At 59.7% G+C, this 13,574-nt stretch carries 6 protein-coding genes and 1 riboswitch; of the genes, 1 reads left to right on the top strand and 5 read right to left on the bottom strand.

Features of this window, described 5'->3' with window-relative positions; all coding sequences use genetic code 11:
• Nucleotides 1–4: 4 nt before the first annotated feature.
• Nucleotides 5–3,178, bottom strand: a complete 3,174-nt coding sequence (locus tag VE009_RS18265) for a glycoside hydrolase family 3 N-terminal domain-containing protein (protein ID WP_325010050.1) — start codon at nucleotides 3,176–3,178, stop codon at nucleotides 5–7.
• Between the two features lie 339 nt (nucleotides 3,179–3,517).
• On the opposite strand from VE009_RS18265, the gene VE009_RS18260 reads away from it, so the two are divergent.
• Nucleotides 3,518–4,711 carry an MFS transporter gene (locus VE009_RS18260; RefSeq protein ID WP_325010048.1) on the top strand — a complete coding sequence of 398 codons (1,194 nt, stop codon included), beginning with the start codon at nucleotides 3,518–3,520 and terminating at the stop codon, nucleotides 4,709–4,711.
• A gap of 9 nt (nucleotides 4,712–4,720) precedes the next feature.
• Here VE009_RS18260 and VE009_RS18255 read toward each other — a convergent pair whose 3' ends face one another.
• From VE009_RS18255 to VE009_RS18240, 4 genes are all read right to left on the bottom strand, one after another.
• On the bottom strand, nucleotides 4,721–5,695 hold the full coding sequence (locus VE009_RS18255) for an AEC family transporter (protein WP_325010046.1): 975 nt from the start codon (nucleotides 5,693–5,695) through the stop codon (nucleotides 4,721–4,723).
• Between the two features lie 119 nt (nucleotides 5,696–5,814).
• A complete protein-coding gene (gene cysI / locus VE009_RS18250; protein WP_325010044.1) occupies nucleotides 5,815–7,536 on the bottom strand; it encodes an assimilatory sulfite reductase (NADPH) hemoprotein subunit in 1,722 nt (573 codons plus the stop codon).
• A 39-nt stretch (nucleotides 7,537–7,575) separates the two neighbouring features.
• Entirely contained in the window at nucleotides 7,576–9,405 is a 1,830-nt protein-coding gene (locus VE009_RS18245; protein WP_325010042.1) for an assimilatory sulfite reductase (NADPH) flavoprotein subunit, read from the bottom strand.
• A 318-nt stretch (nucleotides 9,406–9,723) separates the two neighbouring features.
• Nucleotides 9,724–13,272, bottom strand: a complete 3,549-nt coding sequence (locus VE009_RS18240; RefSeq protein ID WP_325010040.1) for a PAS domain S-box protein — start codon at nucleotides 13,270–13,272, stop codon at nucleotides 9,724–9,726.
• 67 nt (nucleotides 13,273–13,339) lie between these two features.
• A riboswitch (cyclic di-GMP riboswitch) is annotated at nucleotides 13,340–13,429 on the bottom strand.
• Between the last annotated feature and the right edge of the window lie 145 nt (nucleotides 13,430–13,574).

Raw genomic sequence — 13,574 nt, 5'->3', positions numbered from 1 at the left:
TAAACTATTGTCGAACCAATTCGAATCGGTCGAACGCCGCCCAATTGCCGGCGTTCGCGTCCGACCATACGCCGACTTCGATGCGTCCGTTCGTTACGGCGATGTTCGGAATCGTATAGACCGTCCAGTCTCCGATCGGCTGGGAACCGATCGCGGCCGTAAGCTCCGGCCCGCCGTGCTGCTTCGCGAACAAATGAAGCGACCCCTGGCCGCCGCCGGAGCGGACCCAGGCGGAAAACCGGTACATGCCGTTAGGAACGTCGACGGTTTGGGACGTCAACTGCCTATAGGCCGTCCCCGCCCAGTGCGTAAGTTTGTAACTGCCTTCGAACGGATGGTCGGGATCCGCTTTCTGCGCAAGTACGCCGTCATGCCATTCGGTCCATCCGGACGTATTGCCACGCTCGAAGCCCGCATTGGCGAGCAAGTTCGCCGAGGTCAATTCCAAATCGTCGAGCACGACCCAATTGCCTGCGTTCGCGTTCGACCATACGCCGACCTCGATCTGACCGTTCGTAACCTGGATATTGTCGATCGTGTATTTGACCCAACCGTCTCCGGCATTGGATGCGATATCGGCGGTCAGTTCCTCGGCGCTGTTCGACGGCTTGGCGAACAAGTGCAGTTTCTTTTGCCCTCCGCTGCTCCGTGCCCAGGCGCTGAATCGGTAAGTTCCGTTCGGGACGGTCAACGTTTGCTGCGTCCACTGCTGGTAAGCGGTCTGCGCCCAATGAACGAGCTTGTAAGAACCCGTGCGCGGATTGTCGGTATCGACGAACTGGGCGTTCGTTCCGTTATTCCACGACGCCCATCCGGAGGCCGAACCCGTTTCGAAGCCGGCGTTGACCAACAGGTTTCCGCTCTCCTGAGGGGCAAGCGGTATGAGCTCGATCCAATTCAAATTCCAGCCGCCCGCGTTCGCCTGGAGCCGGATGGTTTGCACGCCGGCGCTCAGCATGGCGTCTTGCGAAATCGTCGTCCAGTTTTGCCAGCCGCCCGTATTGGGGATGCTATAGACCGCAAGTTCGGCGGAACCGTTCATCAGCCGGACGGCGTTCGGCGCCCCCGCCGCGCTGGCCGCTCGCAGCCGAACTTGGTACAAGCCCGCCGCCGGAACGTTGATCCGATACTCCAACCAGTCGCCCTCGTCGATATACCCGGCATTCAGTCCGCCGTTCGAATCCAGCGTCGGTTCCGTCCGAACGCCGAACGCATCGTTGTAATTTTCCGCTTCGATGACGCCGGGCACCGATTTAGCATGGGTACGCGAAGCGTTCAATCCGTACCCGTACGGGAACAACGGCCGGTAATCGGCGTCGCCGAGGTTGATCGGAATTTGGCCGAAGTTGGAAGGCCACGTAACGGGAAGCTTCGCTGTAAAATCGTAATCGCCGAACAGCACATCCGCCAGACCGTCGCCTTCCGTGCCGGGCAGCCACGCCGCGATGAACGCCTGCCAATCGTTGAGTCGATCCGCGATCATGAGCGGGCGGCCGGATACCATAACGACGACCGTCGGAACGCCTGTCGCTTTGACTGCATCGAGAATCCGCTGGTCTTCGGCGCTCAAGTTCAAATCGTACCCGTATTGTTCGTTCGGATCGCCGTTGTGCGGCGTCCCGATATCGCCCTTCCATTCCGCGTACGGCCGTTCTCCGATCGCGACGATCGCGACGTCATGGCCCGCCGCTTTGCTCCCGTCCGTCCGCTCGTACGTTACCGAGGCGCCGGAGCCGGCGACGGTGTTCCGGATGCCCTCCAGAATCGTCGTGCCCGGCGTAATTTTTTGCCCGCCGTTGTGGAGATCGATCTGGCCCTGCCACTCCTTCGTCCAACCGCCGGATTGGAAGCCGATATCGTGGGCGATATCGCCGACGACGAAAATTTTTCCGAGGTTCTTGGAAAGCGGCAATATGTGATTTTCGTTCTTGAGCAGTGTCGCCGATTTCCGTACGGCTTCCCGGCCGAGGGCGCGATGCTCCGCTCCGCCGAAGCTGCCGTCCGCAAGGAGCGACCGGTCCGCCCAAGGACGCTCGAACAAGCCGGCTTCGAATTTGACGCGCAAAATTCGTTCGACGGCATCGTCGATCCGGGACATGGGCACGCGGCCGTCCAGAACGTGATCGGTCAAAATGGCGATAAACTCCTTCCAGCTGTAAGGCACCATGAACATGTCGATGCCCGCGTTCACGGAGGCTTGGATGTCCGCGGCGTAATCGCCGGGGATGGCGTTGATGCCGTCCCAGTCGGAAAGAACGATGCCGGTAAACCCGATCTCCCTCTTCAACACTTCCGTGATGAGGCGGTAATCGGCGTGCGTCTCGAGCCCGTTCAGCCCGCTGTGCGACACCATGACGGTTCGGGCGCCCGCCGCGATGGCGTCGCGATACGGCTCGATATACGGATCCAAGTCCGCCTCCGGCATGACGATATTGCCTTGGTCGTCCCCGTCGACGGTCGCGCCGTCGCCGACCCAATGCTTCAAACTCCCGACGACGCGGTGCCCTTGCATAAAGCCGCTCGAACCCGGGCTCCCCTGCAGCCCTGTCGTATAAGCGACACCCATCGCGCCAACCAGCTCTTGAGATTCGCCGAAGCCTTCGTAATGCCGCCCCCAGCGCTCGTTGAGCGGGACGCATAAACAAGGCGAGAACGCCCAATGGATGCCTGTGGCTCGGACCTCTTTCGCGGTGGCCGCTCCGATCCGGCGCGCCAAATCGGGGTCGCGGCTTGCGCCGATGCCGATATTGTGCGGGAAGATCGCAGCCCCGTACACGTTGCCGTGGCCGTGAACGGCATCGATGCCGTAAAGAATCGGTATGCCGAGGCGCGTCTGCAGCGCCCCGCTTTGGAAGGCGTCCACCGTATCCATCCACGTCTGAGGCGCGTTGGGCGCAGGCGCGGATCCGCCGCCGCTCAGCACGGAACCGAGAAAATAATTCCGAACGTCGTCCGGCGTGACGGCCAGACGTTCCGCCTGCACCATCTGCCCGATTTTCTCGGCCAGCGTCATTCTCGCCAGTAGATCGTCGACCCTCGCCTCCACCGGCAAATTCGGATCGCGATACGGCTCGTCGGCGGCGGAAGCCGCTTCGGATCCCGTGATCGTCAGCGTTGATGCCGCGAACACAACGACCAAAACAAACAGCGTGAATCTTCGAAACGATAACGCGCTCATCTCGAGTCACCCTTTGCTTTAAAATTCCTATTCAAGCCATCTCATTCATCTGTACGGATGAAGCTTTTCATCCACCCCCATTCGTCGACGCGATCGACATTCAGTTAAACATTCGGTCGATTAAAGCGCTTCCATCTTCCGGATCGAATATAGTCCTGCGCCCTAGCTGCCGTCAATCGCGAAACCGAAAACTCGAAAGGATGTACAAAGGATTCGTAAAAATGGCGGCATTCGCGGCACGCGTTGTCCGGCTTGCGGACGGCGCATAGTGGGGAAGCGCATTGGCGAACAATAATCTATACTTTGGCAGCGCAGGAAACGAGGAGGCGTAATACGGCGATGACGAGCGCATTTCGGAAGGTGTTTTGGTCCGCGGGATTCGGGTGGATGTTCGACGCCATGGACGTGGGCTTGTTGTCCTTCGTGATCGTGATGCTGCGGCGGGAATGGCAGCTGACGCCCGGCGAAGCGGGCATGCTCGGAACGGTCAATATGCTCGGGATGGCGGTCGGCGCGTCGCTCGGCGGACTGCTCGCCGACCGGTTCGGCCGGAGGCCCGTGTTTCTTTCGACCTTGGTCGTATTCGGCCTCGCCAGCTTCGGCAGCGCGGCGGCGACGGGCCTTGCCGCGATGCTCGTCCTTCGGTTCGTCATGGGGCTCGGCTTGGGTGCGGAGCTGCCCGTCGCCTCCACCCTCGTGAACGAATTCGCTCCGGAGCGGCACCGCGGCCGAGCCGTCGTGCTGCTCGAAAGCTTCTGGGCGGTCGGCTGGATCGCGGCGGCGGTTATCGCTTATTATATTATGCCGACTTACGGGTGGCGGGCGGCCGTCGTCATCGGCTCGCTGCCCGCGCTGTACGCCTTCTTCATCCGCAACAATATCCCGGAATCCCCCGCGTTTCGCCGAACCGAGGAGCGCGCGAGCGCCGCCGGATTGTTCTCGGCGTTCCGGAACGAGACGATCGCGCTGTGGAGCGTCTGGTTCGCGATTTCATTCTCCTATTACGGAATGTTCCTCTGGCTGCCTTCCATCCTCGTGGAGAAAGGGTACACCCTAATCCAAAGCTTCTCTTACGTGCTATGGATGACTGCGGCGCAGCTGCCGGGCTATTTCGCGGCGGCGGTGTTGATCGAGAAGCTCGGCCGCAAGTGGACGCTGTCTTTATTCCTCTTCCTGACGGCCGTCGCGGCGTTCGCGTTCGGAGAAAGCGATTCGGTCGGCCTTATGCTGTGTTTCGGAGCGCTGCTGTCCTTCTCCAATCTCGGAGCGTGGGGAGCGCTATACGCGTATACGCCGGAAAATTATCCGGCGCCGATCCGGGCGTCGGGCTCCGGCTTCGCCGCCGCGTTCGGCCGTCTCGGCAGCATCGCGGCGCCTTGGATGGTCGGCGCATTGATGGAACAACGCCTCGGCTACGGAACCATTTTCGGCATCTTCACGGCCGTTCTCGCGAGCGGCGTTATCGTGCTGGCGCTGTTGGGCAAAGAGACGAAAGCTTCGTTCACGCGGCTGTCGTCGGACGGGGCGGGATAGGCGGCTTGCCTACAGCAGCTCCACCGCTCCATACAGGAGCGGAAGCACCAGCACCATCATGCCCGAATTCAGCAGCCAGCTGGAATTGGCCAGATCCGTATCCAGCTTATACAGCTGCGGCGGGATGAGCGAGGTGAACGCCGGCGGCATCGCCGACAGCAGCACGACGACCTTCAACGCGAGCCCGTCGTGCAGGCCCGCGAGGCCGAACGAAACGGCGGCGCCGGCGACGCAAAGCGGAACGACGACGAACTTGACGGCGGAGATGGACGCGCACGGTAACAGATACCCCCGAATCGCCGTCCACTTCATGTTGTACCCGATCGAGACGACCAGCAGCGCCGTGGACGCGGGCACGATCCAATCGATGACGCCGCCGTACAGCTCCGGCCGCTCCCACGGGGTCGCCCGGAGACATAAGCCGGCCAGCGTCGACCCGGCGAGGACCAGCACGAACGGGTCGCGAACAAGCTTCGAAAGCCCGCTCCGAACCGTCTCTCCGCGCGAACCGGTTCCGTACAGCCTGGCGATCGGGAACCCGACGGTATAGTACACGAGTTCTTCCAGCAGCCGGTACATCGCCACGTATACGAGACTCTGCTCGCCGAAGAAGACGAAACAAAACAACGTGCCGAAGCTGCCTAAGTTCGTGAACGACCCCGATACGAACATTGAGCCCGTCTGCGCTCGATTCAGCTTCAGCAGCTTCGCAAACCCGATCGCGGCCAACCCGCCGACGGTCAGCGAAAAAACGCCGAGCGCCGGCAGCAGGGCGAGCTCGGGCTCCAAAGCGCGCAAATTCCAAAACACGCCGACCACCACGATCGGATTTAATCCTAACATGACGAACCGGGTCGTCCGCTGCATCCATATAGAGAGCGAAATGCGATCCGGCGTCTTCCCTCTCCGTTCCGCCTCGCGCAGCAGCTTGCCGACGAGCAGCCCTGCGGCGATGAGCGACAGCGAGTATATAAAGCTTTCCATCCGCTTCCCTCCCTTAGCTTCCCCGGCGCGCATCGCCCGGGGCGCGGGTTGTGCGTAACAGCGTCCGCACGCATGCGAAGAGCCGACCGGAACGACCGGTCGGCTCAGGAATGCGAAGCTTACTCGTGGAAATCCAATCCCGAACGCGTTTCTTTGACGTAGCCCGCGCGGATGACGAAATCGCCGAAATGTTCGCCCGCTTCGCGCTCCTTCGCGTACCGCTGCAGCATCGGACGCAGCTCGGACAAAATTTCGTCTTCGCCGATGTTTTCGCGGTACAGCTTGTTGAGGCGCTGACCCGCGAAGCCGCCGCCGAGGTACATATTGTATTTGCCGGGACCTTTGCCGATGAACGCGATTTCCGCGAGCATCGGACGCGCGCAGCCGTTCGGGCAGCCCGTCATGCGGATGACGATGTCCTCGTCGCGAAGGCCGTTCTCCGCGAGCGCCGGCTCGAGCTTCTCCAGCAAGGAAGGCAAGTAGCGCTCCGCCTCCGCCATCGCGAGGCCGCACGTCGGCAGCGCGACGCATGCCATCGAGTTGCGTTTCAGCGCCGTGTATTGAGCGCCGTCGGTTAGCCCGTACGTCTTAATCAGCTCTTCGATTTTCTTCTTCTTCTGGCTTGTGACGCCGCCGATGATCAGGTTCTGATTCGCTGTCAGACGGAAGTCGCCGGTGTGCACCTTCGCGATTTCGCGCAGCCCCGTCATGAGCGGATAGCCTTCCTCGTCCTTCACGCGGCCGTTTTGGATGAACAACGTGAAATGCCACTTGCCGTCGCTGCCTTTCACCCAGCCGTACCGGTCGCCGTTATGGTCGAAATGGTACGGACGCGCGTCCTCGAGCTGCCAGCCGAGCCGCGCGTGCAGCTCGCCGATCAGCCATTCGATGCCGCGATCGTCGATCGTATACTTGAAGCGCGCGTGCTTGCGCACCGAACGGTCGCCGTAGTCGCGCTGAATCGTAACGATTTTCTCCGCCACGTCGACGATTTGCTCCGGCTTGATGAAGCCGATGACGCGCGCGAGCTGCGGGTACGTCTTCGTGTCGCCGTGCGTCATGCCCATGCCGCCGCCGACAGCGACGTTGAAGCCGACCAGCTTGCCGTTCTCGACGATCGCGATAAAGCCGAGATCCTGCGAGAACACGTCGACGTCGTTGGACGGAGGAACGGCGATGCCGATCTTGAACTTCCGCGGCAAGTAAACCGGGCCGTAAATCGGCTCTTGCTCCTCGCCGTCGCGGCTGTCGAACACCTTTTCTTCGTCGAGCCAAATTTCGTGATACGCTCTCGTTCGCGGGTCGAGGTGATTGCTCACCTGCTTCGCCCATTCGTATACTTCCTCATGAACCTCGGATTGGTACGGGTTCGGGTTGGCCATGACGTTCCGGTTGACGTCGCCGCACGCGGCGAGCGTGCTCAGCAGCGCCTCGTTCACTTCTTTGATCGTCGCCTTCATGTTCCACTTCAGCACGCCGTGCAGCTGGAACGATTGGCGCGTCGTCAGACGGATCGTGCCGTTCGCGTATTTTTGCGCGATGCGGTCCATCATGAGCCATTGGTCCGGCGTCACGACGCCGCCCGCCGCGCGCACGCGCAGCATGAACTGGTACGCGGGCTCGAGCTTTTGCTTCTTCCGTTCGTTGCGCAAGTCCCGGTCGTCCTGCATGTAGCTGCCGTGGAACTTCATCAGACGGTTGTCGTCTTCGGGGATGGATCCGGTAATGCGATCCTCCAGCGTCTGCGCCAGCGTGCCCCGCAAGTAATTGCTTCGCCGTTTAATATCTTCGACGTCGCTGTGCGGCGCGCTGTTCGGCGAGAGCAGGTTATTTTCTGACATGGTGCGTCTCTCTCCTCTCGGGTCGTTCAAACTTCGCTATTAATAAACGTCGCGCTGATAGCGCTTGTCCTGCTGCATCCGCTTCAAATATTCGAGCGCTTCGTCCGAGCTGAAGCCGCCTTCCTGCTCCAAAATCGTCGCGAGCGCGGCATGAACGTCGTGCGCCATCCGCTTCTCGTCGCCGCAGACGTACACGACGGCGCCTTCTTGAAGCCATTTGTACAGCTCGCGGCTCTTCTCCAGCATCCGGTGCTGGACGTACACTTTCTGTTCTTGGTCGCGGGAGAACGCAACGTCCATATTCGTCAGCACGCCTGCTTTCAGCCAGCGCTGCCATTCGGTTTGGTACAAGAAGTCCGTCGAGAAGCGGCGGTCGCCGAAGAACAGCCACGACTTGCCCGAGGCGCCGATTTCTTCGCGCTCCTCGAGGAACGCCCGGAACGGCGCGACGCCCGTGCCCGGCCCGATCATGATGATCGGCGTCGCCGGGTCGGCCGGCAGCTTGAAGTTCGGGTTGTGGTGCACGTATACCGGCAGCGTATCGCCCGGCTCGACGCGGTCCGCGAGGAACGTCGAGCAAACGCCGTATCGGTTGCGGCCGTGCGACTCGTAACGAACCGAACGGACCGTCAAATGCACTTCGTCCGGATGCGCCTTCTGGCTGCTCGAAATCGAGTATTGGCGCGCGGGAAGCTTGCGAAGAATCGAGACGAATTCTTTCGCGGGCACGCCTTTCAAGCCGTAGTCTTGAACGAGATCGAGCAGATCGCGGCCATACGCGTACGCGCGCAAGTCCTGCTCGCGGCCCGCAGCCGTCAGCTCCGCGAGACCGCTGTTCCCGGTCAGCTTCGCCGCTTGTTCGAGCAGCGGTTTCGTCAGCACCGTTATTTCATAGTGACGCGTCAGCGCTTCGCGGAGCGGAGCCGTTTCGCCGCCCTTCGGCAGCGGAACCGCCTCTTCGGCGTTCCAGCCGAACGCTTCGATCAGTTCCTCGACGAGGCGAGGATGGTTTTGCGGATAGACGGCCAAGCTGTCGCCGGGTTCGTACGTCAAGTTGGAGCCTTCGAGCGACAACTCGACGTGGCGCGTTTCTTGGTCCGAGCCGCGGCCGTTCAAATTGAGGTTCTCGAGCACTTCGGCTTGGAACGGGTTCGTCCGGGAATATTCCGATTCCCCGGCCGCCGCGCCTAACGCGGGAGCCGCCGCGGCGGCGGATGCGCCGCCGCCTGCCGTCGCTTCGTTCAGCGCGGCGGACACTTGCGCCATCCATTGCGCGGCCGGTTCGTCGAAATCGACGTCGCAGTCGACGCGAGGCGAGAGACGCTTCCCGCCGAGCTCTTCCAGGCGCTGGTCGAAGTCTTTGCCGACTTTGCAGAAAAACTCGTACGACGTATCGCCGAGCGCGAGCACGGAGAAGTTCAGCCCTTCGAGCTTAGGAGCCCGCTTGCCGTGCAGGAACTCGTAGAACGGGATCGCGTTGTCCGGCGGATCGCCTTCGCCTTGCGTGCTGACGACGATGAGCAGGTTTTGAATTTTCTTCAAATCGCCCGTCTTGAAGTCGCCCATGGACGAGAGCGTCACCTCGAAGCCTTGTTCCTTCAGCTTCGCGGCCGTCTTCTTGGCGAGTCCTTGGCTGTTGCCGGTTTGCGAGCCGAACAGGATCGTCACTTCTTTGGGAACGGCCGGGGCGATCGCCGCCGGCGCCGCAGCCGCCGGAGCGCCAGCCGCGGCAGGAGCTCCCGCGCCTTGAAGCGCGGCCAAATATCCGCCGAGCCAATTCCGCTGCGCTTCCGTCAGCGTGGGCAGCAATCGATTCAGGAGCTCGACCTGCTCCTGAGTAAATGGACTATTCGTAACTTGAAGTACCAACCGAACACACCTCGCCACTTTTCGTCTGTAATTCCGAGTAATTTGATTCCATTAATTTTTTCCTCTATTGAACCTATCATAGGTAGCGGCAGCATGCAATGAAAAGGACTTTATAGGAACTATCAATATTACTAATAAAGCAGTACGGTATGTACAAGGAAAGGTTGGCTCAATTCGGTCGGAGTTATCCGCGGCCGACGACGGAGAGCGATGCATACGAAAACGGCGGCCCGGTTCGCGCATGGTCCCGGCCGCCGCACTCATCCGTTTTCGGAGTCAAACGCGACCCGGCTTTTGCCGCGCCGCTTCGCCGGAAGGTCAACCTCCCCGCCGGACCGTCGCTTGCTCGAGCAGCCGTTCGAACGCTTTCGCCTCGATCGGCCGGCTCAAATAATATCCCTGCGCCTCGTCGCAATCCGATTGCTCGAGCATGTGAAGATGCACCTTCGTCTCGACCCCCTCGGCCACGACCCTTCTTCCCAGGTGATGAACGATCGTAATGACCGATTGGACGATCGAAGCATGGAATGCGTCTTGGTGCATGTTTTGAATGAACGACTTGTCGATCTTCAGGAAATCGAACGGCAGCAGGCGCAAATAATTCAAGGACGAATACCCCGTGCCGAAATCGTCCAACGAAATCGTGACGCCCAGCTCCTTGACGCGCTTCAGCTTCACGATGGAGGACTCCAAATCGAGCATCGGAACGCTTTCCGTGATTTCGAGGTTCAAGCATGACGGCGGCAGCCCGGTTTCGTCCAACGTTTTTTTGATCTGTTCGACGAAATTGTTTTGTAAAAATTGTTTGACGGACAAGTTTACCGAAATGTTGAAGCGGTGCCCCTCGTCGTGCCACTGTTTCGTCTGGCGGCAGGCGGTGCGAAGCACCCATTCGCCGATCGGTAAAATGAGCCCCGTCTCTTCCGCGAAAGGAATGAACTGGTCCGGCGGCACGATGCCCCGCTCCGGATGGTTCCACCGAACGAGCGCCTCGGCGCCGACGATGCGCCCCTCCTGCAGATCGTATTTCGGCTGATAGACGAGATACAGCTCGTCCAGCGCAATCGCTTTGCGCAGTTCTTTGCTAAGGTTCATTTTGATACTATTGGCGCGATCGGTTTCCTCGCTGAAGAACGAGTAAGCGTTCCCCCCGCTTTCCTTGGCTTCGTACAAAGCCGCGTCCGCATGCTGAATAAGCGATTCGACGTCAGCGCTGTCCCCCGGAAACAAGCTGATGCCGACGCTCGGCGTAACGAACAGCTCGTGCCCTTCGATCAAATACGGCTCCGACAGCTTCCGGATCAACTCCAGCGCCTTCGCCTCCGCCTGCGCGCGATCCGAGCCCGGCAAATAGGCCGTAAATTCGTCGCCGCCCTGCCTCGAGACGATGCCGCAGGCGCAAACCTTCAATCGCCGGCTCACCTCGTTCAACAAATGATCGCCGATGCGATGGCCGAGCGTATCGTTGATCCATTTGAACCGGTCCAAATCGATGAAAAACATCGCTCCGTTCGGCTCCTTCAACCTCTCTTCGACCAATTGGCGGAACCGCACCCGGTTCGGAAGTCCCGTCAACGCGTCGTGGTACGCCATATATTCGATCAGCTGTTCGCTCTTTTTCCGTTTGGTGATATCCCGCACGATCAAGAGCGTCGCAGGCTCGCCGTTATAGTCCAAGCGTGTGCCGATCAGCTCCGCATGGAACGTGGAGCCGTCCAGACGCCTAAGCACGAATTCCTGCGGTTCTTTGGAGTCTCCGGCCTCATGAATCTGCCGTTCGAATCCCCTGGCGCGCTCCAGATCTTCGGGAGCGACAAAATGCGCAATCGTCACGTCGTCGTGCTTGCCGCCGGCCCCCGCGCCGAACACCTCGATCGCCGCCCGGTTCCAAAACAGCAGCTTGCCGTCGCGATGCACGATGATCGGGTCCGGAGACAGCTCGACCAGCTTCCTGTGACGCGCTTCGCTGTCGATCAACTCCTGCTGCGTTTGCTTAAATTCCGTAATATCTTTGGCGATGCCGAACACGCCTCGAATTTCGCCGTTAATGTAAATCGGCAAATTTTTTACGGATAAGGTCATATAGGTCGTTTTGTGCTTGGGGATGCACCGCAGCTCGTACTGGCGGTACTCTCCTCTGGCGGCAGCCTGGAAATGTTCCCAAACATGCGCTAAATCGTCTGGATGCACGAACGGCGCGAACGAACGGCCCGCAATCTCCGCTTCCGAATAACCCAGCATTTCTTGGATCGTTTCGTTAAAGCTGAGAAAATGTCCTTCCAAATCGAGCGAATATACGCCGTCCGGGTTATGGTCGAACAACGATTTATATCGCTGCTCGCTCTCCTGCAGCTCCCGCTCCGCCTGCCGCAGCGGCGTGACGTCTTTCGCGATCGCGAATACGCCCACGATGCCGCCGTCGACGACGACCGGCAAGTTCGTTACGTTCATAATGAAATAATCGTTCCGCAGCTTATGCCAAATGCGGACCTCGTAATTGACGCTTTCCCCTCGGTAGACGCGCTCCAGCATGGACAGCACCAAGTTCACGTCGTCCGGATGGCAAAACGGCAGGATGGAACGTCCGAGCAGTTCTTCCTTCGTATAACCGGAGATTTCCGTTGTGCGTTTGTTATACGTCAAGATTTTGCCTTCCGGATCGAAGGAAAAGACGGCGTCCGGGTTCCTTTCGAACAACGATCGGTACCGCTGCTCGCTCACTTCGAGCTCCTTCTCCGCGCGCACCTTGTCCGTAATATCTTTCGCGATGCCATACATGCCGACGATTTCCCCGTTCACGTAGATCGGCATCGTCGTTATTTTCATAAACGCGACGGATTGGTCCGAGATGCGAAGCACGCGGATTTGAAAATCGCCGACATCCCCGTTCATGACCCTATGAAACTGCTCGACCGCGACCGGCAAATCTTCGGGATGCACGAGGCGAGCGAATTCGATGCCGACGAGCTCCTTCGGATCCATCCCGGCGATGTTGCCCCCTTGCGGGTTGACGCCGACGAATTTGCCTTCCGGGTCGATTTCGAAGACGGCGTCGGGGTTGCGGTCGTACAATGACTTATACCGCTGCTCGTCGATCGCAAGCTGCCGCTCCCGCTCCATTTGCTCGGCGATGTCCCGGTATATGCCCCCGAACGCGATCAGCCGCCCTTCCGCATCCGGCACGGCGAACAGCGACAGCGATACATCGACCTCCGTTCCGTCGCGGCGAAGTCTCTTGGTGACGAAATTGGCGGTCGGCCGGCCCGAACAAGCCTTGGCGAGCAATTCGGCGGAATCGGAACGCTCGGGTTCCGGAACGAACGGGATGCGAAAGACATTGCGCTCAATCAGCTCCTCCTTCGACCAGCCGAACATGCGGACGAAGCCTTCGTTCACGTGAAGAATGTTCGATTCGGGATCCGTGATCAACACCGCGTCGCTCATGTTGTCCATGAACGATTCCATGAAGCGGCGATGGCTCTCAATGACGTTTTCCTGCTTAACCCGTTCGGTGATATCTTTGACGGTAATAATGATCATCGCGGATCCGTCATCCTTCACCAAAGGATGATAAGTAATTTCGTATTGCATGCTCCCTTTCGGCGTCGAAACTTCCCGCTGATACGTCATCGGCTTGCGGCTTCGAACCGACTCGCGATACGAGTGAATAAGCTCGTCGGCAAGTTCCGGCGGGAACATGTCGGCGATCCGCCGGCCGATATCTTCTTCTTTGAAAAATCCGACCTCGGTCGAAGCCGGATTGCAAGCGACCAAGCGGCAATCCCCGCCGTCTTCGACGGCAACGACGGCAATCGGGTCGGCGATACCCCGAAAAACGTTCTGCAACAGCTCTTCGTTTGGGGACACGCCTCTCACCTCCACATCAAATACGGCTGCTCCTCATTTCGGCCGCCGTCGGATCGCGTTCCTCCATCGCGGCGGCTTGGCGTTACGTGTCGCGTTGACGCGCTGCAGCCCCATAGCTTTGCGTCCTTGTCTTTCGACAAGTTTGCCCTGAAACCAACGAATCCATTTGACGTTTTTTGCTTTTCCCGATTTCTGTCGATTCCGCTGACGAACACTCTCGTCGAACGCCGGCTAGCGAGGTTTTCCAAGCTTATCAGAATCGTCAACGTTCGACAATTTGAATTAAAGCGCTTTAATTTTTA

Source organism: Paenibacillus sp., assembly GCF_035645195.1.
GTDB lineage: Bacteria > Bacillota > Bacilli > Paenibacillales > YIM-B00363 > Paenibacillus_AE.
Note: the sequence above shows the minus strand (reverse complement) of the source record. Positions and strands in the feature narration are given on the sequence as shown.

What these genes read in the sequence shown, in the direction of transcription:
- VE009_RS18260 (WP_325010048.1), top strand. Translation starts at nt 3,518, where the DNA reads ATGACGAGCGCATTTCGGAAGGTGTTTTGGTCCGCGGGATTCGGGTGG.
- cysI (WP_325010044.1), bottom strand. Translation starts at nt 7,536, where the DNA reads ATGTCAGAAAATAACCTGCTCTCGCCGAACAGCGCGCCGCACAGCGAC.
- VE009_RS18255 (WP_325010046.1), bottom strand. Translation starts at nt 5,695, where the DNA reads ATGGAAAGCTTTATATACTCGCTGTCGCTCATCGCCGCAGGGCTGCTC.
- VE009_RS18265 (WP_325010050.1), bottom strand. Translation starts at nt 3,178, where the DNA reads ATGAGCGCGTTATCGTTTCGAAGATTCACGCTGTTTGTTTTGGTCGTT.